The organism is Novosphingobium clariflavum, from assembly GCF_026420865.1.
Classification (GTDB): Bacteria; Pseudomonadota; Alphaproteobacteria; order Sphingomonadales; family Sphingomonadaceae; genus Novosphingobium; species Novosphingobium clariflavum.
Map to the genome: position 1 here is coordinate 415,185 of NZ_JAPCWC010000002.1, position 26,918 is coordinate 442,102.

General features: G+C 64.5%; 29 protein-coding genes and 2 pseudogenes. 15 read left to right on the forward strand and 16 right to left on the reverse strand.

Features of this window, described 5'->3' with window-relative positions:
• Positions 1-12: 12 nt before the first annotated feature.
• Positions 13-693, forward strand: a complete 681-nt coding sequence (locus OKA11_RS04220) for a Fe2+-dependent dioxygenase (protein WP_267218962.1) — start codon at positions 13-15, stop codon at positions 691-693.
• Positions 694-723: 30 nt separating this feature from the next.
• Here OKA11_RS04220 and OKA11_RS04225 read toward each other — a convergent pair whose 3' ends face one another.
• Complete coding sequence (locus tag OKA11_RS04225) at positions 724-1,410, reverse strand: pentapeptide repeat-containing protein (protein WP_267218963.1); 687 nt, start codon at positions 1,408-1,410, stop codon at positions 724-726.
• Positions 1,411-1,614: 204 nt separating this feature from the next.
• Here OKA11_RS04225 and OKA11_RS04230 point away from each other — a divergent pair, with 204 nt between their 5' ends.
• The gene (locus OKA11_RS04230) at positions 1,615-2,250 is read left to right on the forward strand and encodes a hypothetical protein (RefSeq protein ID WP_267218964.1); all 636 of its coding nucleotides are present in this window, start codon (positions 1,615-1,617) and stop codon (positions 2,248-2,250) included.
• Positions 2,251-2,269: 19 nt separating this feature from the next.
• Positions 2,270-2,401 (forward strand): hypothetical protein, encoded by a 132-nt coding sequence (locus OKA11_RS04235; RefSeq protein WP_255535844.1) that lies wholly within the window; start codon positions 2,270-2,272, stop codon positions 2,399-2,401.
• 56 nt (positions 2,402-2,457) lie between these two features.
• Here OKA11_RS04235 and OKA11_RS04240 read toward each other — a convergent pair whose 3' ends face one another.
• The 5 genes and pseudogenes from OKA11_RS04240 to OKA11_RS04260 form a co-directional block, all read right to left on the reverse strand.
• Entirely contained in the window at positions 2,458-3,237 is a 780-nt protein-coding gene (locus tag OKA11_RS04240) for a sulfite exporter TauE/SafE family protein (RefSeq protein ID WP_267218965.1), read from the reverse strand.
• A gap of 937 nt (positions 3,238-4,174) precedes the next feature.
• Positions 4,175-4,549, reverse strand: a pseudogene (locus OKA11_RS24655) (FAD-dependent oxidoreductase); the annotation flags it as partial.
• Between the two features lie 32 nt (positions 4,550-4,581).
• A complete protein-coding gene (locus tag OKA11_RS04250) occupies positions 4,582-4,998 on the reverse strand; it encodes a DUF6691 family protein (RefSeq protein ID WP_267218966.1) in 417 nt (138 codons plus the stop codon).
• On the reverse strand, positions 4,995-5,447 hold the full coding sequence (locus OKA11_RS04255) for a YeeE/YedE family protein (protein WP_267218967.1): 453 nt from the start codon (positions 5,445-5,447) through the stop codon (positions 4,995-4,997). Before OKA11_RS04255 ends, OKA11_RS04250 begins: the two co-directional genes overlap by 4 nt.
• A 29-nt stretch (positions 5,448-5,476) precedes the next feature.
• The gene (locus OKA11_RS04260) at positions 5,477-6,388 is read right to left on the reverse strand and encodes an MBL fold metallo-hydrolase (RefSeq protein WP_267219009.1); all 912 of its coding nucleotides are present in this window, start codon (positions 6,386-6,388) and stop codon (positions 5,477-5,479) included.
• Between the two features lie 109 nt (positions 6,389-6,497).
• On the opposite strand from OKA11_RS04260, the gene OKA11_RS04265 reads away from it, so the two are divergent.
• A complete protein-coding gene (locus OKA11_RS04265) occupies positions 6,498-7,157 on the forward strand; it encodes a peroxiredoxin (RefSeq protein WP_267218968.1) in 660 nt (219 codons plus the stop codon).
• The gene (locus OKA11_RS04270; RefSeq protein WP_267218970.1) at positions 7,154-7,525 is read left to right on the forward strand and encodes an ArsR/SmtB family transcription factor; all 372 of its coding nucleotides are present in this window, start codon (positions 7,154-7,156) and stop codon (positions 7,523-7,525) included. The genes OKA11_RS04265 and OKA11_RS04270 overlap by 4 nt, the downstream gene beginning before the upstream one ends.
• Positions 7,526-7,594: 69 nt before the next feature.
• On the opposite strand, the gene OKA11_RS04275 is transcribed toward OKA11_RS04270, so the two are convergent.
• Complete coding sequence (locus tag OKA11_RS04275; RefSeq protein WP_267218971.1) at positions 7,595-9,112, reverse strand: arylsulfatase; 1,518 nt, start codon at positions 9,110-9,112, stop codon at positions 7,595-7,597.
• 317 nt (positions 9,113-9,429) lie between these two features.
• On the opposite strand from OKA11_RS04275, the gene OKA11_RS04280 reads away from it, so the two are divergent.
• Together OKA11_RS04280 and OKA11_RS04285 are read left to right on the forward strand one after the other, a co-directional pair.
• Complete coding sequence (locus tag OKA11_RS04280; protein ID WP_267218972.1) at positions 9,430-11,106, forward strand: mechanosensitive ion channel family protein; 1,677 nt, start codon at positions 9,430-9,432, stop codon at positions 11,104-11,106.
• Positions 11,107-11,250: 144 nt separating this feature from the next.
• Positions 11,251-12,117, forward strand: coding sequence for a hypothetical protein (locus OKA11_RS04285; protein WP_267218973.1), 867 nt, complete (start codon positions 11,251-11,253; stop codon positions 12,115-12,117).
• A 72-nt stretch (positions 12,118-12,189) separates the two neighbouring features.
• Here the strand turns inward: OKA11_RS04285 and OKA11_RS04290 are convergent, their stop codons facing one another.
• From OKA11_RS04290 to OKA11_RS04305, 4 genes are all read right to left on the reverse strand, one after another.
• A complete protein-coding gene (locus tag OKA11_RS04290; RefSeq protein ID WP_267218974.1) occupies positions 12,190-13,044 on the reverse strand; it encodes a bile acid:sodium symporter in 855 nt (284 codons plus the stop codon).
• 90 nt (positions 13,045-13,134) lie between these two features.
• A complete protein-coding gene (locus tag OKA11_RS04295; RefSeq protein WP_267218975.1) occupies positions 13,135-13,707 on the reverse strand; it encodes a hypothetical protein in 573 nt (190 codons plus the stop codon).
• Complete coding sequence (locus OKA11_RS04300; RefSeq protein ID WP_267218977.1) at positions 13,707-14,519, reverse strand: DUF2092 domain-containing protein; 813 nt, start codon at positions 14,517-14,519, stop codon at positions 13,707-13,709. Before OKA11_RS04300 ends, OKA11_RS04295 begins: the two co-directional genes overlap by 1 nt.
• A 176-nt stretch (positions 14,520-14,695) precedes the next feature.
• Positions 14,696-15,526 carry a hypothetical protein gene (locus tag OKA11_RS04305; RefSeq protein ID WP_267218978.1) on the reverse strand — a complete coding sequence of 277 codons (831 nt, stop codon included), beginning with the start codon at positions 15,524-15,526 and terminating at the stop codon, positions 14,696-14,698.
• Positions 15,527-15,783: 257 nt separating this feature from the next.
• Here OKA11_RS04305 and OKA11_RS04310 point away from each other — a divergent pair, with 257 nt between their 5' ends.
• Positions 15,784-16,413: a YidH family protein gene (locus OKA11_RS04310; protein WP_267218979.1), complete on the forward strand. Its 630-nt coding sequence runs from the start codon at positions 15,784-15,786 to the stop codon at positions 16,411-16,413.
• Positions 16,414-16,505: 92 nt separating this feature from the next.
• Here OKA11_RS04310 and OKA11_RS04315 read toward each other — a convergent pair whose 3' ends face one another.
• The 3 genes from OKA11_RS04315 to OKA11_RS04325 all read right to left on the reverse strand — a co-directional run bounded on the left by OKA11_RS04315 (position 16,506) and on the right by OKA11_RS04325 (position 19,240).
• On the reverse strand, positions 16,506-16,856 hold the full coding sequence (locus OKA11_RS04315; RefSeq protein ID WP_267218980.1) for a DUF1622 domain-containing protein: 351 nt from the start codon (positions 16,854-16,856) through the stop codon (positions 16,506-16,508).
• A 64-nt stretch (positions 16,857-16,920) separates the two neighbouring features.
• The gene (locus OKA11_RS04320; protein ID WP_267218981.1) at positions 16,921-17,913 is read right to left on the reverse strand and encodes a SphA family protein; all 993 of its coding nucleotides are present in this window, start codon (positions 17,911-17,913) and stop codon (positions 16,921-16,923) included.
• Between the two features lie 148 nt (positions 17,914-18,061).
• Complete coding sequence (locus OKA11_RS04325; protein WP_267218982.1) at positions 18,062-19,240, reverse strand: BamA/TamA family outer membrane protein; 1,179 nt, start codon at positions 19,238-19,240, stop codon at positions 18,062-18,064.
• 135 nt (positions 19,241-19,375) lie between these two features.
• Here OKA11_RS04325 and OKA11_RS04330 point away from each other — a divergent pair, with 135 nt between their 5' ends.
• From OKA11_RS04330 to OKA11_RS04345, 4 genes are all read left to right on the forward strand, one after another.
• The gene (locus tag OKA11_RS04330; protein ID WP_267218983.1) at positions 19,376-20,485 is read left to right on the forward strand and encodes a porin family protein; all 1,110 of its coding nucleotides are present in this window, start codon (positions 19,376-19,378) and stop codon (positions 20,483-20,485) included.
• Positions 20,486-20,641: 156 nt separating this feature from the next.
• Positions 20,642-21,562 carry a formylglycine-generating enzyme family protein gene (locus tag OKA11_RS04335; protein WP_267219011.1) on the forward strand — a complete coding sequence of 307 codons (921 nt, stop codon included), beginning with the start codon at positions 20,642-20,644 and terminating at the stop codon, positions 21,560-21,562.
• 253 nt (positions 21,563-21,815) lie between these two features.
• On the forward strand, positions 21,816-22,151 hold the full coding sequence (locus tag OKA11_RS24660) for a histidine kinase (protein WP_379489383.1): 336 nt from the start codon (positions 21,816-21,818) through the stop codon (positions 22,149-22,151).
• 28 nt (positions 22,152-22,179) lie between these two features.
• The gene (locus OKA11_RS04345; protein ID WP_267218985.1) at positions 22,180-22,536 is read left to right on the forward strand and encodes a sensor histidine kinase; all 357 of its coding nucleotides are present in this window, start codon (positions 22,180-22,182) and stop codon (positions 22,534-22,536) included.
• A 288-nt stretch (positions 22,537-22,824) separates the two neighbouring features.
• On the opposite strand, the gene OKA11_RS04350 is transcribed toward OKA11_RS04345, so the two are convergent.
• Positions 22,825-23,511, reverse strand: a complete 687-nt coding sequence (locus tag OKA11_RS04350) for a response regulator (RefSeq protein ID WP_267218986.1) — start codon at positions 23,509-23,511, stop codon at positions 22,825-22,827.
• 363 nt (positions 23,512-23,874) lie between these two features.
• On the opposite strand from OKA11_RS04350, the gene OKA11_RS04355 reads away from it, so the two are divergent.
• A complete protein-coding gene (locus OKA11_RS04355) occupies positions 23,875-24,720 on the forward strand; it encodes a bestrophin-like domain (protein WP_267218987.1) in 846 nt (281 codons plus the stop codon).
• Between the two features lie 69 nt (positions 24,721-24,789).
• Here OKA11_RS04355 and OKA11_RS04360 read toward each other — a convergent pair.
• Positions 24,790-25,066 (reverse strand): annotated as a pseudogene (locus tag OKA11_RS04360) (transposase); the annotation flags it as partial.
• 726 nt (positions 25,067-25,792) lie between these two features.
• On the opposite strand from OKA11_RS04360, the gene OKA11_RS04365 reads away from it, so the two are divergent.
• Both OKA11_RS04365 and OKA11_RS04370 read left to right on the forward strand, forming a co-directional pair.
• The gene (locus tag OKA11_RS04365) at positions 25,793-26,374 is read left to right on the forward strand and encodes a recombinase family protein (protein WP_267218988.1); all 582 of its coding nucleotides are present in this window, start codon (positions 25,793-25,795) and stop codon (positions 26,372-26,374) included.
• The gene (locus OKA11_RS04370; RefSeq protein WP_267218989.1) at positions 26,371-26,631 is read left to right on the forward strand and encodes a hypothetical protein; all 261 of its coding nucleotides are present in this window, start codon (positions 26,371-26,373) and stop codon (positions 26,629-26,631) included. Before OKA11_RS04365 ends, OKA11_RS04370 begins: the two co-directional genes overlap by 4 nt.
• Positions 26,632-26,918 lie beyond the last annotated feature (287 nt).

Here is a 26,918-nt window from a genome sequence, read left to right on the forward strand (position 1 = left end):
AAGAGACGCTGCATGGTCATCGAAATTCCGGAACTGTTCCGCCCTGAAGAAGTGCGCGAGCTGCGCGCCGCCCTCGAAACGGCGGACTGGGCGGACGGGCGCGCAACGGCCGGACACCGCGCCGCGCGCGTCAAGGACAACGAACAGCTCCCGCTGGACCATCCGCTGGCCAGGGAACTGGCCGAGCGCGTGCAGACGCGTCTGTACCAGACCCCGCTGTTCATCGCCGCCGCCCTGCCCCAGCGTGTGCTGCAACCGCGCTTCTCGCGCTATGACGGACGCGGCCACTACGGCAATCACGTCGACAACGCGATCTTCCCGATCCCCGGCACCGGCGAGCATCTGCGCAGCGATGTCTCCAGCACTCTCTTCCTCAGCGATCCCGACGAATACGACGGCGGCGAACTGGTGATCGAAGACATGTTCGGCACCCACACGGTCAAGTTGCCGGCCGGGCACATGATCGTCTACCCCGGCAGCAGCCTGCACCGCGTTGCCCCGGTTACGCGCGGCGTGCGCTTCGTCTCGTTCTTCTGGACCCAGAGCTTTGTCGCCTCCCCCGAACGGCGGCGGCTGCTGCTCGAACTCGACGGCGCCATCCAGTCTGTGGCGACCGACCATCCCGAACATGACTCCATCGATACGCTGACACAGATCTACCACAATCTGCTGCGCCAGTGGTCGGTGACCTGAAAGCCCACGCGGCATCGGCGGGCCGCGTGTTCAAAGAACCCGAAGTCCCAGCTGCGACAGTAACTCGGCGGCCTGCACACGCGAAATGACCGCACCGCGAAACAACCGCGCGTCCATCAATTCCACGCCGCCAAGGTCCGCGCCGCGCAAGTCGGCCTGCTCGAAGCGGCAGCCGTCGAGCGAGGCATTGCGCAGCGAGGAATCCTCGAACACCGCCAACCGGAAATCGCACTTGCGCAGATCGGCCTCGGAAAAATCGACCTGCCGGAACGTGCTTTTGCGGAACGCCATGCCGGGCAGACGGGCATAAGCGAGCAGCACTTCCTCCAGCACGACGCCCAGCATGCCGGCATCGGTGAAATCCGCGCCCGTCAGCTTGCAGCGCTGCAAACGCGCCGAAGTGAGCTTCGCACGCCGGAACGAGGCATTGTTGAAATCGCCGCCCGTCACGACGGCTTCGTCGAGGTCGGCCCCGACAAACGAGCCTTCCCCGCCGCGGCACTGGAGGAACTGCGCCCCTCCAAGCCGCGCCCCGTCGAAGCGGGCACGGCGCAGCGAGCAGCGCTTGAACACCACCTCGCTCAAGTCGAGATCATGGAAATCGCCGTCATCCAGCGTGCAATCCACCAGCACCCGCCCGCTGGCAGGCTCTGCAAGATCGGCCCGCCTGATCTCGAGACCACAAATCGTTGCGCTGCTTTCCGCCGGATCGTTCATCCCGCCTCTATGGACGCCGCGCCGCAGCGATACAACGCCCGCCCCTGCAGCGCGGAACTTGTCCCGGCCGCCTAGCTCCCCGGATAATGCTGTGTTAGGCGCCCAAGCAAGCAGGATGCTTTTCGTGTCCCACAGACTTTGGCGAATTCACAAGGCGTCACCGACATCGAGCGATTGCGACCCTCTCCGCCATCCCGCCAGGCCGTGGCCGCCGCGCCTTCTGCCGCGATTTCCACATCGCATCGAACCCTGTCGACCGGCTGCGCTTTCTGGACCGCGCATGCAGCCCTGCCCGACCCGATCTCCCGGCAGGGCTCTGCGGTACTGGCGCGCCTGAACAGCAATCGCCTGCGCGAACTGGATGGCTTCCTGAGCCATCTGCTGGCCGACATTCTCTCCGCTGCCGGGGTTCCGCAGCCCGAAGCCCCCAAGGCCCTGCGCGAGACGAGCACCTTGCGCCGGCTGCGCAAGGCCGAGCGGCTGTTCGGACTGGACCTCGGCGCCCAGCCGCGGCTGATCGCCGCGCAGCGGGCCGCCGCAGCGCTGCGGCGCCCGTCCGGGACGTTCTGCAAGGAGCGCCTCCGCGAGGATCTACGCCGTGCGGCTGACCTGCCGGAAACACGGGGCGGCAATGCCCCCTGCCAGCTCGATGAAAAGACCATCAAGGCGCTATGCGGATTCTACCGGTCACTGGGCGATGTCCTCGTCGACGCACTGGCGCGCCGCGGCGACATGTCCGGAAATGACACGGGCGCCGGTCCTGCCACTGAACAAATTACCTGTGAAACGGCGTCACGCGATGATAGCATTTTCAGGGAATCGGGAGCTCACCGCTTCTGATCTGACCGAGGGGCACGCCATGCAAGCAGATCTGCTGACGCTCGAAGCTCTCATCACCGGCACCGCGATGGTCCTGTTGATGTTCGGACGCATGGCCGTCACCACCAGGCGGGCCGCCATGGTAAGGGCGCGAAGCCGGAAAATCGCCTGACGGGAAATCCGGTGTCTGCCGTTCGGGCCTGGGCCGTAAATTCATAAACGACACCGTCACCCTGCCCAGCCACCGCTGCGATAGAGCGTGTAGGCCGCCACGACAAAGATCAGCGCGGCAAACACCACGGTAAGCGCACCGCTGCCCGACAGGCGCCGGGCGAGCACGGTGCCGCCAAGACCGCCCAGCACACCTCCGGCAATGAACACCGCTGCCAGCGTCCAGTCAACGAGGCCGGACAGCGCATAGTTAAACGCGGTCGTCAGCCCGAACGCTGTCACTGCGACAAGACTGGTGCCGACCGCGTTGATCATCGGCATGCGGGTAGAGGCAACCAGCCCCGGCACGATAAGGAAGCCTCCACCGATCCCGAAGAAGCCCGAAAAGGCTCCGGTTCCAAGGCCGAATGCAAGGACCTTGGGCGCATTTTCGCGGTTGCACTGAGCGCCGGGAACACCGGGATTGCCCCGCCCCCGCAGTATCAGCACGCCGACGACGACCATCAGCAGGGCAAAGGCGAAAAGCAGCTTCTGCCCGTCGATCGCCTTGCCCAGCGTCGATCCGGCAAAGGCACCGAGCACGCCCGCCACCGCGTATAGCCCGCCGCAGCGCCATTTCACCGTGCCTGCCCGGGCATGTTGAAGCAATCCGCTGGCAGCATTGGCGGCGACGGCCAGCGCACTGGTGCCGATGGCAACGTGCGGACTGGGCACACCGACGAGGTAGACCATTAGCGGTACCGCAAGGATCGAACCGCCGCCGCCAACGAGGCCCAGGGTAAACCCGACCAGCGCGCCCGACACCATGCCGAGCGCGAGATGAAGCATGTCCAGCATGGCAGGCTCCCCGAACTACTGCAGCGGCACCGGCTGCACGAGCCATTCGCGGCCCTTGAGCATGCCACCAGTAGATCGCCGGAAGTGCGTCCGCCTTGAGATGCCAGGCCAGGCGCGAAGGCCGCTTGCCCTCGATCAGCCAGGTCGGCAACGATGGCGCCAGCTTGCCGCCGTAAGTGAATTCGGCAAGGACGATATGGCCGCGGTCTACCGTCAGCGGGCACGAGCCATAACCGTCGTAGCCGGCAAGCGGCGCCTCGCCGTCGAGAACCGCCAGTGCGTTGACCGCCACGACGGGGGCCTGCTTGCGCGCGGCTGCGGCAGTCTTCGCATTGGCGGTGTTGCAACCATCGCCCAATGCAAAGATCTCCGGATAGCGCGCGTGGCGCAGTGTCGCGGAATCAACTTGCGCATACCCGCTGGCATCTGCGAGCGGACTGGCGGCAACAATCGCATTGGCCGCTTGCGGGGGAACCGCGTGCAGCATGTCGAAGCGGCGGGTGACCTCGCCCTCGGCGGTGCGGAACGTCGCCTCCCGCGCCGGGCCATCGACCGCAACGAGGTTGGAGCCGAATCTCAGGTCGATGCCGTAACCTTGCACCGCCTCCATCAGCGCCGGCACATAGTCGGCCACACCGAACAGCGCCGTCCCGGCATTGTGGAATTCCACCTCGATGCCGCCCAGCGCGCCGCTGCGGCGCCACTCGCTGCACGAGAGGTACATGGCCTTCTGCGGCGCACCCGCGCATTTGATCGGCATGGGCGGCTGCGTGAACAGCGCCCTTCCCCCACGCGTCGCCCGCACCAGTTCCCAGGTATAGGGCGCCAGATCGTAGCGATAGTTCGACGTCACCCCGAACTGGCCGAGCGCGGCTTCCAGGCCGTCGACGGCTTCCCATGCCAGGCGATTGCCCATGGCAACGATGAGCACTTCGTAGGTCAGCCTGGTGCCGTCATCGAGCAGGATCGCCTTGCGATCAGGGTCAAAGCCGATGCAACCCGCATGGATCCACTGCGCGCCCTTCGGCATGATCTTGCCGGTCGGCCGCACGGTGTCGCGCGGCTTGAACACGCCGCCACCGACCATCGTCCAGCCCGGCTGGTAATAGTGCTCCTCGCGCGGTTCGACGACGGCGATATCCAGACCCTTGCGGCGCTTGAGCAGCGAGGCGGTGGTGGCGATTCCCGCCGATCCGCCGCCGACAACCACCACACGGTGATGCCGTAACCCCAGCGAGGCGATGCGTGCCATATCCTCGGGCCGGGGCTGGTCGCAGATGGAAAGGTCGGGAGACAGTGTGCGGATCTGCATGGGTGGCTTGTTCCTTGAGGTAGCGGAGCGCGTCAGGCCCGATCGAACAGGCGCAGGACGATCATGCCGAGCACCATGCCGGCAACGAAGACAGCTGCGGGCAGCGGGTTCAGCGCCAGCGAGGCGAGAGCCGGTCCCGGACACAGCCCGCCCAGCCCCCAGCCGATCCCGAACAGTGCGCTGCCGCCGATGAGGCGGGCATCGATGAGGCGTGTTCCGGGCAGCTCGAAGCGCTCGGCCGCCACTGGCTTGAGCATGCGCCGCTGCAACCCCCAGGCCAGCGCCATCACGATGAGCGCCCCGCCCATGACAAACGCCAACGTCGGATCCCAGGCCCCGCCAACATCAAGGAACTCGCGTACCCGCGAAGGGTCCATCATGCCCGAAAGCGCAAGGCCGGCACCGAACAGCGTGCCCGACAGCAGGGCAAGGAGCGGTCGCGCGCTCACCAGCCTGCTCCCGCAAGATTGACCAGCGCGACCGTGGCCATGCCGCTGGCCATGAATGTCGCGGTGGCGAGCAGCGACCGCGGCGAAAGTCGCGACATGCCGCAGACACCATGGCCACTGGTACAGCCGCTTCCCAGCCTTGTCCCGATCCCGGTGATGAGGCCAGCCACGCCGAGCAATGCCAGCGATGGCGGGAAATGCGCCGGAACCGGCCCCAAGAGCACGGACAGCAGCAAGGCGCCCAAAGGCAAGCCCGCAATGAACGATGCCGCGATCGACCAGGGTGTGCCGCCCCCCAGCGCCAACGTGCGACCGAGCAGCCCACTGACACCGGCGATGCGCCCGTTGCCAAGCAGCATAATCGCGGCCGCCAGTCCGATAAGACCGCCGCCGACAAGCCCGCGCAGCGGCGCCGCATGGGGAAATATTTCGGAAAACACAGGGATCATCGCAAGTCTCCCGTCAGCATGCCGGGTGATCAGACCGCATTGACCGGCAGCTTGAGATACGTGACCCCATTGGCCTCCGGGGCCGGAAAATGCCCCGCGCGCATGTTCACCTGCACGGCGGGAAGGATCAGCGCCGGCATCGACAACCCGGCATCGCGCGCCGTGCGCATGGCGACAAAGGCCTCCTGCGAGACCCCGTCATGGACATGGACGTTACCCTTGCGCTGCGCCGCGACCGTGGTTTCCCAGGCGTAGGCATCCCGCCCCGGCGCCTTATAGTCATGACACAGGAACAGGCGCGTCTCCGCGGGGAGCGAGAGCAGGCGCCGGATCGAACGATAGAGCTGGCCGGCATCGCCACCGGGAAAGTCGGCACGGGCGGTGCCGTAGTCCGGCATGAACAGGGTATCGCCAACAAACACGGCGTCACCGATCACATAGGCCATGTCCGCAGGCGTGTGGCCGGGCACGTGGAGCGCCAGGGCCTCCAGCCCGCCGATCCGGAAAGATTCGCCGTCGGTGAAGAGATGATCGAACTGCGAACCATCCCGCACGAAGTCGCCATCGGCGTTGAACAAGGTTCCGAAAACCTGCTGCACGCCCACGATCTCGGCCCCGATGGCGATCCGCCCGCCCAGCCGCTGCTGCAGATAAGGGGCGGCCGAGATATGATCGGCATGGGCATGCGTTTCCAGCAGCCACAATACTTTCAAATTATTTAAAGTGACGTAGTCGACCACGCGGTCCGCCGAGGCATGGCGCGTGCGCCCTGAAGCCGCATCGAAATCCAGCACGGAATCGATCACGGCCGCCTCTCGCGTGGCGGCATCATGCACCACGTAGGTCACCGTATAGGTGGATTCGTCAAAGAATGCAGCGATTTCCGGGCGCGGAGCATCGCCGCATCGGGATGCCTCGACAAGCGCACCGCCTTCCGTCAGCGCGGGATCAGCAGGAACGGACTCGATCACGCCTCATCTCCTTAGTTTCCACTTTATGTAATTATGAATGTTTCTTGCGTCAACACCCAGGTCCGGATAGGCTCGCTGCATGGACGACCTCGATACCGCTCTCGCGCCGCCAACGCCGACCGCCGCGACCGCCCTTCGCATCGGCGACCGGGCGCCCAACTTCCACGCCCGCTCCACTGCCGGCCCGGTCGAGATGGCGGGCTATGCGGGCCGCTGGCTGGTGTTCTTCTCCCATCCGGCGGACTTCACGCCGGTCTGTACCTCGGAATTCATCGCCTTCGCCAAGACGGCAGGCCATTTCGCGGAGTTGGGCTGCGACCTGCTCGCGCTTTCGGTCGACAGTTTATATTCGCACTTTGCATGGGTGCGCGCCATCCGCGACCGCTTCGGCATCGAAGTCCGCTTTCCGATCGTCGAGGATCCGACACTGGTGGTCGGCCAGGCTTACGGCATGGTGGCGCGCGATGCCCATGATGCCGGGGCCGTTCGCAGCGTCTTCGTGATCGACCCCCGGCAGGTGGTCCGCGCGATCGTCACGTACCCCGTCGAGATCGGGCGTTCGGTGGCGGAGATCCTGCGGGTGGTGGCCGCCCTGCAAGCCGCGGACGCCGGCAGCGGGTTCCCGCCCGAAGGCTGGCAACCCGGCGGAGCCCTGCTGGCCCGGCCTGACCCGACGCTCGACAGCGTGTTCGCGGCAGAGGAACCCACCCGCTGGTTCCTCGAAGAGACGCGAGGATGACCGTGACCGGACCGGATCCCGCCACGATCGAGCTGCTCAAGGCCATCGCCCATCCGCTGCGCTATGCGATCCTCGGCTGCCTCGGACAGGGCGAATGCAATGTCGGTGAAATCGAGACAAAGACCGGCATCGGCCAGCCAGCCCTGTCGCAGCAACTGTCCGTGCTGCGACAGGCAGGCCTTGTCGCCACCCGGCGCGAAGCACGGCTGGTGTTCTACTCGGTCGACCCCGCCGCGCTCGATGCGCTCTGCACCAGCCTCAAGTTCCTGCTGATGCCCGAGGGGCAAACGGCCCGAACGGAGCCCCGGCCCGGCGCTTGGCAGCCCGCGAACCTCGGCGGCGCCGCGACGTTCGCGCGGCTTGGCTAGGCCAATACGTTCGGGGGCCGTGCACCGATCATGGTGCCCGGCCCCCGGCAACGTCATCAGGTCACGCCGTCAATCGTGGCCCTTGCTCATGAACTGTTCGACCACGTTCGACATGTCGAAGCTCTTGCCGCCCTGCACCGGCGGGTACTTGGCGAGCGTCATGAGATGCTCCTTCATCATCTCGCCCATCGGCCCGGTCTGCCACGACACCTTCTGGATCAGGTGACCGTAGGAATCCGAGCTATCGTAGCTTTCGAAGGGATCCATGCGGATGTTGAAGACCAGCGGCTTGGAGCGGCCGGTGATCGTGCCGTAGTAGTCCTCGGCGGTCGAGAAGTGCCACTTCCATGGACCCATGCGCATCGCGGTGAGCTTGGATTCATTGTAGTGGAACACGTGGTTGCGTGCCGAGTCCTCGGCATCGCCCTTCCAGTAGGGAAGGTTGTTGACGCCGTCGATGTACTGCTGCTTTTCCGCCAGCACCTTCTCGTTGACGTCCTCGACACCGGCAGCCACCGCGAGCGTGGTGAACATGTCCTGGTGGCACTGGATGCCGTTCTTGAGCTGCAGCGGCTCGATCACGCCCGGCCACTTGAGCATCGAGATCACCCGAACACCGCCTTCGTAGGTGGTCATCTTCTCGCCGCGCCACGGGGTGGTAGCGCCATGCGGCCAGGACGAATGCTCTGGGCCGTTGTCCGTCGAGTACCAGACGATGGTGTCTTCCTCGAGACCGTTTTCCTTGAGGAAGTCCAGCACGATGCCGATGTCATGGTCGTGCTGCATCATGCCCGAGCCATGCAGATCGCTCTCCGAGGTGTACTGCTCGGCCGCGTAACGCCACTTGTCGTTAAGGCGGGTGTAGAGGTGCATGCGGCTGGTGTTGAGCCAGACGAAGAAGGGCTCGTCGGCATCCTTGGCGTTCTTCATGAACTCGAGCGCGGGCGGAATGAATTCCTTCTCGTCGATCTCTTCCATACGTTCCTGGTGGAGCGGGCCGGTGTCGATGATCTTCTGCTTGCCCACCTTGCCGAAACGCGGATCCTCGGTGGGATCGTCGACATCGGTGGCCCAGGAATGGATCACGCCGCGGGCGCCGAACTTCTTCTCGTACTCTTCCAGGCTGCCGGAATAGGCCTTGGCGAAGTTCTGGTAGTCGCGCTGCTGGTCCTCTTCCGACACGTTGAGGTGGTAGAGGTTGCCGAAGAACTCGTCGAAGCCGTGGTTGGTCGGCAAATGCTCGTTGCGATCGCCAAGGTGGCTCTTGCCGAAGTGTCCGGTGCGGTAGCCCGCAGCCTTCATCACTTCCGCAAGGCAGGGCGAGGCAGGCTGAAGACCCAGCGGCTCGCCCGGCTGACCAACCGTCACCATACCCGAGCGGATCGGGTACTGGCCGGTGATGAACGAGGCGCGCCCTGCAGTGCACGAGGGCTGGGCGTAATGGTCGGTGAACCGGATGCCGGCATAGCCGATGCTGTCGATGTTGGGCGTGGTGTAACCCATCGTGCCGAGGCCATAGGCACTGATGTTCTGCCAACCGATGTCGTCACCCCAGATTACGAGGATATTGGGTCTCTTCGCCGGCATTGCTACCTCCGTGGAATGGGTTGGAGGAAACTGGGACTTCATCGCCAAGGCCGGTATCGGCATTTACCCCGATGGAAGAGGGATTCTCCCCCCACTCGCTCCCTCGCCCAACCACATCCCGCGCGCGGGTAAATCCGCAATATACCGATGGCTTTCAGGCGGATAGTTTTCGCCTCCTCGCGCGGAAAACGGGTTCGCAGCCGAAGCCGCCCGCCCCCCGCGCAGGCCTTGGAGCAGGCGTGCCGCCAACTGCCGCATGGCAGGCATCGAATGGGCGATGGGCGGAGCGACCCTGACGATTTCGCGAGTCATCAGGCATGGGATTTGGGACCGACAATCGAAAGACAACCTGGGGCAAGGCGATCCGGCTCGCCCTTGCTGCGGGACTGCTGGGTCTGTCCGGCGCCCAGGCCCTGGCCGAAGACAAGCCGAAAGACGATCCCACCGAAACCACGACGCCCCCGCCCGATCCGCTGGAGCGCGAAAATCCGCGCAACATGCAGATCGGCATGATGGCCGCGATCGGCGCGCAGGACGATGCCCTGCTCGCCCGCTACATCGAGACCGGCAAGGCCCCGCCCGATCAGGCCGCCGAGCAAGCGCGGCAATTCCGCCTGCTGCTGGACAAGACCGGATCCATCGCCCAGCGGCTGGCGCTCCCACTCGTCCCGGAAGGTGCGCTCGACGACGGCTTGCCTCCCGACGAGGAAAAGATCGGCAACCTGACAGCGGGCGGTAAAGAGATCCCGATCATTGCCAGACGCACCGAGGACGAGGAAGGCCGCAAGATCTGGCGTGTATCGGCGCAAACGCTGACACAGGCACTCGCCGCCGAGCCTCCACCACCGCCCAAAGCCGAAAAAAGCCCGGTCGACGAAGGCCAGCGCAAGCCGATCGTGCTGGGCGCGCCGCTGTCCAGCTGGGTACTGCTGCTGGGCGTGGGGCTGACGATCTTTACAGCCGTGGTCCTGCTGTTCAGGATCCTCTACCACCGCCTTGCGCAGCAGTCGGAGGACGGCAAGCCGCACCCGGTCGCCGCGATCATCTATGCCATGGTCCCGCCAGCCACGCTGATGGCGATCTTCCGGACGATCTCCATCAATGCCGAACCGCTGGGCATGGGCCTTGCCGAACGCGCAGGCATTGCCCGGCTGTCCGGTATCATCGTCTGGATCGGTGCGACATGGCTGGCCTGGCGGCTGGTCGCCGTCGCGGGCGATTTCATTTCAGACCGCTTCCGGACCACCGGCCATGCGCGGCGCATCGGCATGACCGGCTTCATCATTAGATCGATTCGCCTGCTCATTCTGGCCATCGCCATCGCCGCTTTCCTGGCGACTTTCGGTATCGACGTCACCGCAGGCCTCGCCGCGCTCGGGATCGGCGGCCTTGCCTTCGCCCTGGGCGCCCGGCAGGCGGTGGAGGATCTCATCGGCGGCATCGCCTTGCTGCTGGACCGGCCGGTCGAGGTCGGCGACCTTTGCCGCATCGACGGTGAGGTCGGCCGGGTGGACGAAATCGGCCTGCGCTCCACCCGCATCCGCACCCGCGACCGCACAATCCTGACGATCCCCAACAGCCAGCTTTCCGACAGCAAGATCGAGAACCTGGAAAAACGCGACCGCTTTTTCGTCAGCCAGAAAGTCGGCGTATCCTATTCCGCCGGAGCGGAGGGCCTCGCCCGCGCGCTTGAAGTGCTGCGCAGCACCCTGACCGAAGATCCGCATTATATTCCCAGCATCTGCCCCATCAGGCTGCTGGGCTTCATTGACGGCTGTTTCGAGCTCGAAATTCACGCTCACTTGCGCTGCCCCAACCATTCGGAAGGCTTCCTGCGCCAGGAGGCCCTGATGCTGGCGGTACTGCGCGCATTCGAGCGCGAAGGGCTGGAAATCGCCGTTCCCGGCCGCCGCCTGACCATGGAGCCGGACAGTGCCCGCACCGCATCGGGTTTTCCCGGATTTCCCCCGAACCCAAATCCGGGAAAACCCTGATAAATTCCCGCCCGCCGCGGCTGTACAATTCACCGGTCGACCAACGTGCGAAGGACGACCACCATGGTGTTTTCCCATTACCGGCAGACGGGGCGGTCCTGTGTCGCGCGATTATCCGCAAGGTCGGAAAACAGGGAGCCTTTCATGAACATAGCTGCGCCGAGAAGGCAGGAACGTACGGCTCATCCAATCGCTCATGGAGGACTGGCGGCGGCGACCGTGCTCGTCGCCCTCACCTGGGCACCCGCCCTCTGCGAGGCGCAAACGCTGGACAACGACTACTGGATTTCCGCACAGGGTTATTACCCAAGCGTGGACACGAATGTCCGGGTTTCCTCCAAGACGGCCGAGACGATCGGCACCGATATCGACTTCGAGAAGGACCTGGACCTCGACAAGCGGGACGTCCTGCCCGCCGTCAGCGCGGGCGCGCGCTTCGGCCACGTACTTGTCGGTTTCGATTTCTTCAAACTGAAGCGCAGCGGTTCGATCGCCCTGCAGCGCGACATCACTTTCGACGACACCGTCTATCCCGCCTCGGCCCAGCTCGACAGCAGCTTCGACAGCGACATCTATCGGCTGACGGTGGGATATGCCTTTGTCCAGCAGGACAACCTCGAACTCGGCGCGGCCATCGGTCTGCACGCCACCCGCTTCAACCTGGCCCTGTCCGGCGAGGTCAACGTCGGTGAAGGGTCCGTCCAGGCCGAACAGCGCCGCAAGGACTTCCTCGCCCCGATCCCGACCGTGGGTCTCTTCGGCACCTATCGCATCGCGCCCCGCCTCGAGGCGAGCGCACGCATCGATTACCTCTCGCTGAAGATCGACCAGTACGACGGCCGGCTGATCAATGCCCAGGCGGGCGTGAACTACAGCATCCTCAAGAATCTCTCGCTCGGCGTCGCCTATCGTTATGTCGACTACCGAGTGGGCATCGACAAGGACGCATGGAGCGGCCGCGTCCGCTACAAGCTGAACGGACCGGCGGTAGTGCTGCAAGCCTCGTTCTGAGAAACGCGAAGGCCTCCCTCCCCGGCAGATCGCCGGGGAGGGAGGCCTTTCCTTTTGCCAGTCTTGCGATGTTCAGGCGGACGGCTCGGCCCGGTCCAGCATGCGCATCAGCGGAATGCCGACGATCGTCGAGACCACCATCGACAGCAGGACCGCTGCCGGAACCAGAGTGGAATCGGTCAAGGCATGGCTGGCAATAGCGATGGCCGCACCCGGATGGCGGCTCGAAGCCGCCAGCGCCAGCGCGGCGCGGTCTCCCGGGTTGGGACCACCCAGCAGGTAACCCGCCCCGAAACCGATGGCCGCGATGACGGCAAAGGCCAGCAAGGTACCGTCGCCCACCAGACCCCACATTGCCGGCGCGACGATGATGAGCAGCCCGAGAACCGATACCAGCAGCACCGCCGCCCCCAGCTTTCGGGCCACGTCGCTGACCTTGTCGACCGCGCCGCCCAGCACCGGTGCCAGCACGAGGCCCAGCACGATCGGCAGCAGCACGGTGATCGCCAGCGGCATTGCCACGTCCTTGGCGGTGATCGCCGCATCGATGCCGAAGATCCGCGCCACCAGCGCCACGCCGAGCGGCGCCACCACGATCGAGGCAAGCGTCGCGCCGAACAGCAGGCCGGTCACGTAGCAGGCATTGCCGCCGGCCTTGAGCTGCTTGCCGGGCAGGATCGGCGGCAGGGGCGAGAAGGCGATCGCGATGAGCGCGATCTCCACCGCACGGTTCATCTCGAACAGGCGCACCATCAGGATGGCCGCCACCGGAACGATCACGAACATGGCGACAAACGCGCCGATGCCGCGCCGCCAATGGGTTCCAAGATAGGCGAGATCACCGATCTTCGCCCTGAGGGCGAGGGCGAACAGGGACACGACGATGCTCAGGACCATCCCGAGCTTCAAGATCGCGACGAGCGTCATGAAGGCAGCTCCACGAATGACAGTCGGCCGGCGCCGGGATTCCCCGCGCCGGCCTGTTGCGTTTAGTTCGGTTGCATGAACCCGCCTTGCCTATCGTGGCGGATTGACGACGACGTACTGGACCGAAGACCCGACGTATTGCGGCTGGTACCAGGTGCTTCCGCATTGCGAGTAGCTGATCCCGTTGACCACCATGGTCGAGCAGCTGGGCGGGATCGTGCGCACGATGCTGCCCACCACCGCTGCCGTCACCGCCACCGTCGCTGCGGTTTCCAGCGGATGCCAGTGATCGTCCCAGTCGTTCCAGTGGTCGTTGTGGTGACCGCCGTGGTGGTTGTCGACGTGGACGTTGCGGTTGATGTTGACGTCATTGTGATTGATGTTGACCGTCGAACCACCGCGCGAGGGCGGCCGGTGACCGCCACCGCCATGATTGCCGCCGCTGGGACGGTTGACGTTATGCCCGCCGCCCGCAGGCCGGTGGCCGCCGCCCGCCGGTCGGTGCGCGCCGCCGCCGCCACGAGGCGGCTTGCCCATGGCCAGGGTCCCGCCGTCCGCTGCGGTTGCGACGGCGAAGGGATCACCCGCCGAAGGCGCGCCGGTCAGCGTCACCGCGGCAGAGGCCAGCAGCGCCGCCGCGCCCTGGAGAAAGATCATGCCCATTACTGTTCTCCCTCTGCCTTGGCGAGCGTCGCCGCGCTGGCCATCGTGATCCGCTTGGCGTCGGCGGGCGGCTGGAACGCCAGCGACGCCGCTTCAGGCACGGAATTGAGCGTCCAGTTGAGCACCGCCGTGTACTGCGGCATGGCCTCATCGGTGCGGCTGGTGATCACCAGCTTGCAGGGCAAGGGCTGCGCGCCCTGGTCGATCCAGACCTGCCAGTCGACCTTTTCCTGCCGGAAGGCGTAGTGCATGCACTGGCGGTCGCCGATCCGCTCCGGTCGCACGACGATGGCCTCCTTCACGCGCGAGCGGACCGTCTGGTCGGTCCCCCAGGTGAACAGGTCGGCCAGCGGCACTTCGATGTTGTGCTCGGTCCGCGCCTTGTCGAGCGTCAGGCCGATCGTCGAAGGCGCATCGAAGCTGGCGTAATAGCCCAGCTTCGGGGCGTAGATCGTGAAGGTCTTGCCGTTGTAGTACATCTCGCGGGTCTGGGTGTCGGCGCGGGACACCACCTTGAAGGCATCCGGCCGGTGTACCGCGACGTCGACGGTGCCGCCGAACTGGATCTTCTGCCCGGTCACCAGCACCACTTCGCTGGTCACGTCCGACTGGACCTGGAAGGAAGGCAGGGTCTGGAGCGCGGCGCTCATCTTGTCCATCGCCGCCATCGCGGCCGGGTCGATCAGCGAGGCACTGTCGGCCGTGGTCGCGGCACCAGCTTGCTGCGCCGCGCCGGGCGATGCCGGCAGTACGGCCAGCACCGCTATCGGCACGGCCATTAGGCCAAGTCTCTTGTCGCGCGAAACAGCCATCAGTTTGTCCTTTCCTGCCTCGAAACAGCCCCTCGCCTCCTTGGCCGCAGCGCGCGGGAAAGGCGGCTTGATGGCCAAAGAGTAGATTTGCGAAACTTCCCTGCCCATCGGGGTTTCTATGGATTTCGCCGGGATCAGGCCGCCGTTCCCTCAAGGAGTTACGGCCCCTGCGCGGCCTACTTGGGGAACAGCAGCGTCATCACGAACCGCACGCCCCAGTTCGGCCCGCCCTCGGGACGTTCCGCATAGTAGCGGGTGCCGACGCCAAGGCTGACCGGCTGCTTGCCGAGGCGCACGACATGGCTGACGTTGAAGTTGATCGGCACCGTCCAGCGCTTGTTCTTCCAGTCGTAACTGGTTTCGGTGTTGAGCGCGAAACTGGTGGAATCCGGCAGGGTCTTGGTGATGAAGGGCTGGATGAAGGTCGCACTGACGTCCGGGTAGCGGCTCTTGCCCGCGAACGACCAGATGTGGTTGGCCAGCAGGCCGACCGTCACCCCGTGGTTCTGCTTGAGCACGACGGCAGTCGGCCCGGCGCCGAACTTCTCGCCGCTGAACGCGGAAATGCCGGTAGGCCACAGGATCGCCGGCCCCACGCCCCAGACCAGGCCATTGACCGGCTTGCTGGGCGAGAGGAAGAAGCTCTGCACCGTATCACCCAGCCCGGTATCGCCGCTGACGCCGCGCACGGTGCTGCCCTGGCTGATGATCGGCACGATGGTGCGGGTGATGAGGTTCCAGTCGCTGGACAGGCTGACCGGGATGACCGGCTGGATGTTCACCGTCAGCCGGTCGCCGTCGTTGGGGCCGTAGCAGCAATCGTAATTGAACTGGAACGGCACCGAGATGAGGTTCGCCACCGGATTGGCCAGCTGGTCGGCAAGGCTGGATCCGCCCTCCTCCGCCGCCGGCTGCGCCGCGGCCGCACCATCGGTTTCCTGTGCGGCGGCCTGCCCGGCCAGACAGAGAGCGGCCGTAGCCATCGCGGCGAAACGGAAAAGACGCATGGACACCCCTGAACCTCATTGTGCTGCGTCCACCACGATGCCCATGGCCCAAGTCCCTCCGCCATCGGGATTATCCCTGAGTGCGGAGACTACTGGCCCTTGCTCGCGGGTAAACCAGCCCCCTTGCGGGCATTCCCGCCCCATTCACGGGCGAACGCCTGAACTGCTGCGGGAAAACCCTGATTGCGGCGCCGCCCTGCCGCTCCACACTTGCAGGGACCGGCCGTCGCGGACGGACGCCGCAGGAGCGCTTGAGAATGACGCAGGACGTTGGAAATCATCAGGATCATCGACCGGAACGGTTTACGCCCACCCCGGTCCCGCCCCTCCCCGATGTCGGCCCCGACGGGCTGGAGGATGTTTCCAGCATCTTTTCCCAGTTCCGCACCAAGCTCTCGCGCAAGCGGACCGGGCTGTCCGAGCATCGCACCGACCTTTCGGAGTACCGAACCGACCTTTCCGGCCACCGCACGGAGCTGTCCAAGCGGCGCACCGGCATGTCGATCCAGCGCACGCGACTCTCTGCGGACCGCACGCTGATGTCGGAAATCCGCACCTCGCTCTCGATGATCGGCTTCGGGTTTACCCTCTACCAGGCCTTCGCCAAGCTGGCGAAGACCGGCACCTTCAGCGATGCCAATGCACCACGCAACTTCGGCCTCACGCTGATCGTGCTGGGCATGCTGATCCTCATCGGCGGAATCTGGCGCCACGTGCAGTTCGCCAACGACCTGCGCGCCAGGCGCAAGCTGCTGATCGCCGACGGGCTGATCCATGGCGACAGCAACTACCCGGTGTCGATACCGCTGATCGTCGCTGTCGGACTGCTGCTGGTCGGGCTGCTTTCGGTGATCTCGATCCTGACCGGGATCTCGCTTTTCGGCTGAGCCGATCGGCAACGGGAAAAGGCGGCGCGGACCGGATCCGCGCCGCCTTTTCCCTTTTGTGGCTCACGCCACGATGCGCTGATGCCGCCGGGTTATGCCTCATGCTCCTTGGAGCCCGGCTCGAAGGCTTCGATGTCCCGCTCCAGGAAGAAGCTGAGCCCGGTACGGATCGCGGCAATGGCGGCCAGCTTACCGACATCGTCCCAGGTCGGCGCCACCGCCGTGCGGATGATGTCGGCGCCCAGCGCGAATTCCAGCGCCAGGATGATCCACTGCGCGAACTGCATCCATACCAGCCGCCGGGACCAGGCGCCCTCGCGGCGCAGCAGCCGCGCCGACATGTGGACCAGCGCCTCGGCAGCGCCATACATCACGATCAGCGCCACGAGCGCCTCCAGCACCAGCGCCGAGGAACTCGCGAGAATGCGCAGGGTCTCTTCCATCTATGCCATCCTTTCCTGACGGGCGCGGCCGGGCCTTCGCCCTGGCCGCGCCCTCATCGCCGCGTCACTGCTTGGGCAGGTTCATCGTGAACGGCACCGAGAAGTCGAGCCAGAACGAGGTCCCCTTGAGGCGGTTGGTGACGTCGAGTTCACGCATCACCCGGCCGCGAAACGTCGCCGGCACCCCGGCCATCGGCGTCGTGTAGGCAGCGGTTCCGCCCACCGCGAAAGTCTCGCCCCGGAACGGGCCGATCAGGCCGTTGTCGTCCGAGATCTGCTTGGCGTAATAGCTCTGCACGCCAAGCGAGAAGGACGGCGACAGCGTCTTCTCGATCGATCCCTCGAAGTGGATCTCGTCGCCGCTGTTGTAGCCGGTATCGTCGTTGCGGCCGTTGAAGGTGTAACCGGCCTTGCCGGTGATGTCCCAGCCGGAATCGGTGTCGTGCCAGCTCAGCGCCACCGAGGTGTCGACCGCCCAGCGATGCAGCGAGAGGTTCGCCAGCTGCCCCTCGCGGTAGTTGCCGATCGGCACGTTGACCATCGTGGAAAACTGCGTGTGCAGCTTCTTGCCGTGCCAGCCCAGCATGAGGAGGCCGACCGGATCGCCCGTCGTCAGCGCGCTGTCGTGGCGCGATCCGGACAGCGACGGGCCGCCGGGGCGGGTCAGGATGGCATCGACGTCGAGGATCGGGGCCCCGAACGGCACCGTCGCGCCGACGGCCAGGGTGCCGCCGAGGAAATTGGTGGATGGCACCGCCAGCAAGGTCGGGAAGTCCGCGACGATGGTGGCGTCGAGACCGGCCACGATCTTGCCGTTGACCGGAAACTCGCGCGAGGCCTTGGCATTGCCGTCGTAGACGTAGATCACGTTGTCGACATAGATGCCCTCGACCGGCGGCATGACCGCGGTGCCCGGCCCGCCCGACCCCAGCAGGTAGAGCGAGGCAGCGCCTTCCGTCGCGCTGGCCTCCCCGCTGCCAAATGCCAGGCCGCCGGCAGCGATCGCCGCCATCGCCAGGACTTTCGACGGGAGCCTGCGCGCCCGTTCGTTCCTCATGTCCTTCACCATCATGCACCTCCGACGCAATGACGACCGAGCATTCACGCACACTGCGCATTGCTCCAGTCGGGATTTACCCTTGAATGGAGAGGCGAAATTCCGCCTTCCGCCTGCCGGTCCGCGCCGTCGCCGCCCGGCCGGTCGCTCAGAACGCCTCGCCGATGCCGAAATAGAGCGCTGCCCCGTCGCGCCCGTAGGCAAGGTCCATCCTGAGGTTCACCCGGTTCTCCGGCGAGGCGAGATAGCGCAGCCCCATGCCCACCGAGGGCAGGACGTGACTGTGTTTCCAGATGTCCTTGCCGCTCGCCGCCGTGCCGCCGGCCCCGCCGAACCAGACCGCACCGACGCGCGTGCTCAGCTGCTGGCGGATCTCGGCCTGCAGCGCCCAGCTAGCATGGTCGCGGTAACGCCCGGCCTCATAGCCGCGCAGGTCCGAATCCTTGCCGAACAGGCAAAGGTCGTAATAGGGCGCCTCGCCCTTGACGATGCACAGCGAGCGGCGAATGCCGAGCACGGTCCGGGGGCCGAGCGGGAAGAAGCCGTTGGCCTTGATCTCCAGCTTGCGGTGGGTGAAATCGCTGCCCAGGAAGTCGGCGCCGAACATCCAGTCCGCGGTGACATAGACGCCCTTGCGCGGGGCAAACGGCTGATCGCGAGAATCGTAGGTCACCGATGGCCCGATCGCGGAAATGTGGCTGCGCAGTTCGAATTCGGGAATCTCGATCTGCGCCTTGTCCGGCGTCGGGATGGCAAGGGTCGAGCGCACCCGGGTATGGGCAATGCGCGCGCCGACAAAGAGATGCCGGAACAGGCCGGAGTTGCCAATCCGAACCTGCCCATCGAGATAGCCCATGACCGCCTTGTCGCGCAGCTTGAGCGATAGCCCCTTGTCGCCTGCCCCGCCGCCGATGCCGTAGAACTTCACATGGGCATCGCCTGCCCCCAGCAGTCCGGCGATCCTCAGGCGATCTCCCCCCAGGGACATCTTGTGGAAGGCCCCCAGCCCCCAGGTTCCCGTGCTCGTATAGCCGGCGCCGACGCCGGTCACCCAGGGGTCCGGCTCACCGTTGGGATTGTAGTAGGCGACGGCAACCCCCGCCAATCCCGTTCCCAGCGTCGGGTTCGAGAGCGGGATCGGCGCCACGATCAGGTCCATGCCCGGCCTGCCGCCGGCTTGCTTCTCGCCGGCAGCGACCGGCTCCATGGACAGCACCTGCTCGTTGAGCTCTTCCACCGGCTGCGTCGCCTGCGCGCGCGCCTCGGCGCCGCCAAGGCCCGCCCCCGCAATCAGACCCAGCAGAGAAACGAACGCCAAACGCGTCAAGGACCACCTCCCACGACAGGGTGAAACTGCACCACGTTCCGCGGAGAGACACCATCGGGTGAACTACCGGGAAGGCCCCCGGCGTCCACCCGATGCCATGGGGGGAAACCGCCACGTTCCTCAGGGATTTGCCCGATGGCTGCACAAGGCCGGACTTGGCACCATGCCGCCATGTACCGAACGATCCTGCTCGCAAGCGTGTTCTGCGCGATGTTCGCATCGCCGGCAGAGGCGCGTACCGAAGATCAGCCAGCCGGCGACGCCGATTCCGAACAGGCCTTGTCCGGCGAAGCCTCCGCCGATGCCCCCCGGAGCGAGGGTTTCCCCAATTGTCCGCCCGGGGCCGACCCGCAAGTGGGCCAGCCGGTCACCAGCTGTGCGGACAGCCCGCCCCCCTCCCCGTCCGTTCCCGAGCGCCGCCACCGGCTGTTTCCGCTCGCTGCCGGCAAGGCCATCGAGCGCGGCTATCGGATCCCGGAACCGTGGGGGCTGGGTGTCATGACAGTCCATTCCTCCACCCAGTTCGTATCCCACGACTTGTCCGCGGCAGTCAGCAAGGGTTCGCCCCCAGCCGCCGACGCCAGCCTGATCCCGCTTCCTTCGGTGACGACACGCAAGATCGAAGGCAAAAACACCCTGGTCGGCTTCAAGGGAGACCTCTGGATCCTGCCGGGGGTCAATGTCTTTGCCTCGCTGGGAAAAGTGAAAGGCACCAACCAGATCGACATTGCCATCGATCTCGACGCGCTGATCCCCCGGCCGTTCTGCCGCCCGGCAAAGCCCTGCGGCGTGGTCCAGTTGCCGGTCGATACCAAAGTGGACAACACGACGATCACCGTCGGTACGTTGCTGGTCTACGGCACCAACAAATGGTTCGTGCTGGCCTCGATCGCCAAGACCGTGAGCATCTCCTCCAAGGAGCGCTCCGACGTGCGTTCGACCAACCTCGGCCTGCGCGGCGGCCCGCGCTTTGCGGTGGGCCGCGACTCCTATTTCGCCCCCTATATCGGCGTAAACTACTTCGATCTCGAGAACCGCGTTCGCGGCGTGGTGACAAGCGGACCGCTGTTCGAGGATGGAGACCCGGTCAGCCTGCGCTACGAGGTGACCCTGAAGGCGCGGAAGCCGTGGGCTGGCGTGTTTGGCGCCAACCTGGAACTGACCCCGCATATCGGGCTCCAGACAGAACTCCAGGCCGGCGCGACCTCGACCCGCGTCCTGGCGACCGCGACCCTGCGCCTATGAGCGCAAGCCACGGGTAATCCCCATGAAAATCGAGGGTTAATCCCTAGAGAATGCCGCGTATCCCAATGCACAATGCGGCGCATAGCAACGAGGCAGGTCATGAGCGAACACGACGGCATTCTTCAGCAAGTCCCGGCCGGTGAACAGCATGCGGGAATGATCTTCATTCCCGGCGCGACCTACTGGATGGGTTCCAATGCCCATTATCCCGAAGAAGCCCCTGCGCACCGGGTCTCGGTCGACGGCTTCTGGATGGACGAAACCCCCGTGACCAACGCCGCCTTCGCCGAATTCGTGGCGGCGACCGGCCATGTCACCAATGCCGAGAAGCGCCCCGATCCGGCCGATTATCCGGGCGCCGACCCGGCCATGCTGGAGCCTGCCTCGCTGGTCTTCGCGCCGCCCTCGCACCCCGTTTCGCTCCACGATTTCAGCCAGTGGTGGGACTATCGTTTCCACGCCGACTGGCGCCACCCGCTGGGGCCCGATTCGTCGCTTGAAGGGCTGGACGATCACCCGGTCGTCCATATCGCGTTTGCCGATGCGCAGGCCTATGCCGCATGGGCCGGCAAGGAACTGGCCACCGAAGCGGAATGGGAACTGGCGGCCCGGGCCGGCCTCGACCGTGCCGAATTTCCTTGGGGCGATGAACTGATGCCCGGCGGCGTCCCCCAGGCCAATACCTGGCAAGGACAGTTCCCGCATGAAAACGCCATGGAAGACGGTTACCTGCGCACCTCTCCGGTACGCGCGTTTGCCGCCAATGCGTTCGGCCTTCACGACATGATCGGCAACGTCTGGGAGTGGACCGCCGACTTCTACAGCGCTCGCCACCAGTCCGACGCGGGAAAACCCTGTTGCGCCCCCCGCAATCCACGCGGTGGCAGCCAGGATCACAGCTACGATCCGGCGATGCCCGAGATCCGCATCCCGCGCCGGGTGCTGAAGGGCGGATCGCACCTCTGCGCGCCGAGCTACTGCCGCAGATACCGCCCTGCCGCACGCCATGCACAGCCCGAGGACACCTCGACCAGCCACGTCGGTTTTCGCTGTATCGTCCGCGCACCTCAGGTCTGAGGCCCGGCCGAGGCAAGCCCTTGCGGGCATTATCCGGGCGGAGAAGGGGTTGGCAGCGCGCCTTGCGTCAACAGGGCGCGCCGACCTTAGCCGCCATGTTAGAAGTGTTACACAACGCGCCTGTAGGAAATACGGCCGCTGAATTAAGTGTTTGCCCTATGTAAATAATCCGTGGTATTTCTACCTAGATAAGAGTGCCCTGCGGTCGCCGATAAGAACAAGGGATTTAGACCCGGACCTACAGGGGAATCTCATGCCGATACGCGAACTGAATCGATTCGTTGAGGATCTTTGCGACGACAGCGCATTTGCGCACATCCATGGTGCCAGCGCTTCCAGCAATTTGCGACTGGCGGTTCTTCAGGCCAAGGATGAGGAACGTCGCCGCATCGCCCGAGATCTTCATGATGTCACGGCCCAGCTGCTGCTGGAACTGGAGTTTGACCTGCACCGCATTGCCGGCCCTTGCGATCTTACACGGGTCCACGCCATGCGCAGCGCCCACGATACCATCGACCTGCTGCAGAAGCAGGTGCGCTGTGTCAGTTACCTCATGCCCCCCCCCCGAAATCGCCAAGCTCGGGCTTGACGGCGCGCTGGAAGCCCTGGCCGAAGGCATGAGCGCCCGGACGGGAATCCATATCTCGTTCAGCGCGTCCGGTATTGCGAGCGATATTGCCGCAGAAACCGAACTTTCCCTGTTCCGGGTTGCCCAGGCGGCCTTGATGAACATCTTCAAGCATAGCGACGCCACACGCGCCTGCGTCCGCCTGAAGCGCGGCAAGAAATGGACCACCCTGCGCATCCGCGACTTCCCGGCCCATTGCTCGCCGCCGCCCAAGCACCGCGCGTCCGGCGTCGGCGTGCCGGGAATGCAGGCCAGGATGGAAGCGGTGGGCGGCAAGGTCTTCGTGCGCACCATGCCTTTCGGAACTGCGGTGACCGCGGTCGCACAGCGAACGCTAAGCCACTGATATGAAAATGAAGGTGCGCACCGCCACGAGCGGCCGCACCTTCATTTGAAAATGCAAACGACGATAGCCCGATATACCGGACTGCCGACCGGCGGTCGCAATTGCGCCTGCAGGAACGACGCGAGCGCAATCGTACCGTGATGGCCGGTGCACTCCGCCAGATCAGTCAAGCAAACAGGCCCACTCCCCAGCCGGCCGCCCATCGGCAGTGTCCTGAGGGTGGTCGGGTGGGAGAGTAAGCTGGTGCCGCCCTCAAAATGCCCTTACGGGCATTTTACAAGCAGACTCTCAGGCCTCGATGATGTTGTTGCGCACCGCAAAACGGACAAGGTCTGCGGTCGTATTGAGATGCAGCTTGTGCATGACGGTCGAGCGATGAGTCTCGATGGTCTTGATCGAAAGATCCAGAATTGCGGCGATCTCCTTGTTGAGCCGCCCTTCCGCGATAAGTTGCACGATCTCCCGCTCCCGCGGCGTAAGCACCGATGTAGGCCCACTTTTCGCCACCGTTTCGACAAACTTGTCGAGCAGGATCTGGGAGATGTTGGCGGAAAAATAAGGCCTGCGAGATGCCAGCGCATCAACGGCCGCCACGAGATGCCGACTGGCGTCGGACTTGAGCAGATAGCCGCGCACCCCCGCCGTCAAGAGATCCGCAAGAACGTCCTCGCGATCGTGCATCGTGAAGATCAGCACTTCGACGCGCGGCATTTCCCGTTTGACCGCCCGCGCGATTTCCAGGCCGTTCATTTCCGGCAGCGAGTAATCGAGAATGGCGATGTCCGGCTGGGTCGAGCGGATCAGGTCGAGTGCCTCGCGGCCATTGCCGGCCTCACCGACGATACGCCAGTCGGGTCGACTGGAAAGCATCGAACTGACTCCCAGGCGAATGGCTTCATGGTCATCCGCCAGGACGATACGGCGCGTCAAACTGCTCACGACACCTCCCCGCTCACGCCAGTAACGGCCGCACAACAAAAGGACCTCGTATCATCGCTGCCGGATCGCCCCTGTACTATCGGTGTAATCCCTAACACGCAGAGGAATTAATCCCAATATAGCTTCTCACACCGGAGCCATGGAAAAAGTCACGACCCGGATTTTCGTCAACCCCGGACGCGTTCACCGAAAAACGGGAAAACCCCGAACCAAGCAATCACGGAACGGCTGCCGAAAATTCAACAAGAATTCGGGAAAACAAGAATTCCCTATCGAAATCGCGCGCATCGCTTCCGATGGATTTCGGTTCCGGCCCACGCCGCCTAGGGGTTTATACCGATATGTCGGATCTGCCCCCGCTGCCACCATCACGCGGCTGAACGCAAATCGGAGAGTTTCATGGCGCAGATCGGCAATTGGCTACTCAGCGCTCCATTGGCGCTGATCGGGCTTATCCTTTACGGCGCCATGATCATCGCGGCCTTCGCCGGCTGGCGCCTACGCGTGCGCAATGGCGTCGCCGATGCCAGCCGCTCGCATAATGAAGAAGGCTACATCGTCTCCTCGGTGATGGGCCTGCTCGCGCTTCTGGTCGGCTTCACCTTCTCGCTGTCGATCGATCGTTTCGACGCGCGCAGACAAATGGTGCTTGCCGAATCCAACGCGATCGGAACGACGTATCTGCGCACCCAGTTGCTGCCCGCCCCCCATCGTGACCGGCTCAGCGCTCTCCTGCGGGACTATACCGACAATCGAATCCTGCTGGCCCGTGAAGCGCGCAGCGCCGTGCCAAGCCAGGCCCTGGCCCGGAGCGACCAACTCATCATCGATCTCTGGAAAGCCACCGTCGCCGCGTTCCCCGCGATGGACGGCCGCCCGCTGTCGAGCGCCTACATCAGTTCGATGAACGAGATGATCGACATGGACGCCGCCCGGCAGCAATCCCGCCGCTCGCATGTGCCGCTGGAAGTGTTCCTGATGCTGATCGTCTATCAGGTCATCGCCGCAGCCGTCCTGGGCTATGTCCTGGCCGGACGCCGCGGCAGAACGACGGCGGCACTTCTATTGGTGCTGTTCGGAGGCACCTTGCTGCTGGTGATCGACATCGACCGTCCGATGTCCGGCGGCATCACCGAGGACCAGCGCCCGATGCTTCAACTCCAGCAGATGATGCATGCCCAGCCCGCCGGCAGTTTCGGCCCGTCACCGCCCATCCCCGGCAAAGCGCCCCCACCATCGGATTGATCGCCGCGCGAAGATCACTCCCTCCAGCCCTGATGCGCAAATCGCTCGCAAGGCCGCATTTCGACCAGACTGCGCTGGTGATGCTTCGTGACAGACGCTTGTATCGAAAGCGCCATCTGCACTGACGCTCGCGATGGCTGGATCCGTATGCTATCTGCTCCAGCAATTCGGGCAGCACGGGCGCGCCGCCAACCCGGCTTCCGGTCACCTCGATAATGCGGACATCTGGCGATCCGAGATCCACGGCCTGGCGGGCCTTTCGCCACTGGCGGCACTTTGACGGTCCATGCTTGTGCCCGCACCATTTCCCGTCCCCAACTGCCTTGATGCCCGTGCTGTCGACCATTTAGGGGTATCGCCTGATTGGGGTCCAGGCCCAAAATACCCCCAATTCAAATTGACGTGCGGGTACCGGACGGGACGCAACGGAACCAGGCCGCCCCAAGCGGGACGCAAGAAATCTTTGATTTTTCAGAAAAATCAGACGCCACGATCCCTCTTGGGACAAAACGTGAGGGTGCCTGAAAGGGGTGTGGTAGCGGAGGACCGTTCGGGTCGATCCCCCTGATATCAAAACTGCGGTTCTCGCTCGAATGTTGAAGTGCTGCACCTGGTGAACGAAGCTGGACTGCTTGTCCGGCCTAAACTGGACCAGGAGCCCCCCGACACGAATCGATTAGCGATCCAGGATCGACGGTATGGGTGGAAACAAGACATAGCCCCTCCCTTCCAGGGAGGGGTTGGGGTGGGTTGCGAGCGTAGCGAGCTTCTGCCCTATCGACCGTAGACCGCCGCTACGCGGCGCACCCACCCCCGGCCCCTCCCTGGAAGGGAGGGGAGTAGGAAACGTCTGCTTCTGGTCGCTTTCTGTCAGGCCGCTTCTCTAGGAATGGATCAGCAATCCGACACCGCACGGCCCCAGAACTTTTCCAGGCGAAATGCAGATATTGTCGATCGTGCTTGAAATCGACCGGTTACGATACAGTGACTGGGACTGTATCGGAATATAGGTTGACGACATATTGGATACACCATATATATCGATGCACAGTTTCGATACAGGAAGTAACCGATGAGCCGCACATTTGCATATTGCCGGGTCAGCACCGCCGACCAAACGACCGACAACCAAGTCCAGGAGATCGCAGCGGCGGGCTTTGCCGTCGATACCAAGCGGGTTATCGAAGAAACCGTATCGGGTTCGGTCGCCGCGATGGAGCGCAAGGGATTCGCCCGGCTGGTAGATCGGCTGGAAACCGGCGACGTGCTGATCGTAAGCAAGCTGGACCGCCTTGGGCGTAATGCCATGGACGTGCGCTCGACCGTCGAAGCGCTGGCCAAGGGAGGCGTTCGCGTCCATTGCCTCGCCCTGGGCGGCGTCGATCTCACCAGCCCAGCAGGTAAAATGACGATGGGCGTCATCGCGGCCGTCGCGGAGTTCGAGCGCGACCTCTTGATTGAGCGAACACAATCCGGCCTCAGCCGTGCAAAGGCGGCTGGCAAGGCGCTGGGACGGCCACAGAGCCTCACCGACGACCAACAGCGGGACATCATCGCCCAACGCCGTGCAGGCGCTTCTCTGGGCGCTCTGGCGCAGCGATATGGCGTCAGTCGGGCGGCTATCCAGCGGGTGGAAAAGCGAGCGGCAGCATGATGACCTCCGCCATAGACCGTCCGCCTTTTCGCGGACGTTATCGCTACGCCGTGCTGCTCTCCGCTCACACAGGCTACTTGGCGCTGGCGACGTGGATCGGCCATCTGTGGCGGTTCGACACCGCTATTTACGAGTGCGATGCAGAGCCGAACCGCGTTTACCTGCGCGGCGAAAAGGAGGCCGAAATTTTCATATCCGTCTGGGCGGATTGCGTGGACGTAGTGCATGTGGCGACCGGCGAAAGCGTCAGCGCATGACGATATTCACAGTCCTGCTCAAAACGCGGGCGGGCCTTGCGAGGGTCAAGGTTGAAGCTCGCGACATCGCCGCCGCGCGCGACATTGCCCGCCTCCAGTGGGGGGCAGCCGTGCGCGACGTGACAATCAGCCCAGCCACACATTAGCCCCACTTAAGCCGAAACGCAGAAGCCTCGCCATCGTCCGCAAAGGCAACAAAATAGCCGCGTCGGAAACCCGTCCGCACTTCATAGTCGCCGACGACATTTGCGTTCATCCACTCTTGGATGTCAGTCCGAAGATTAAAG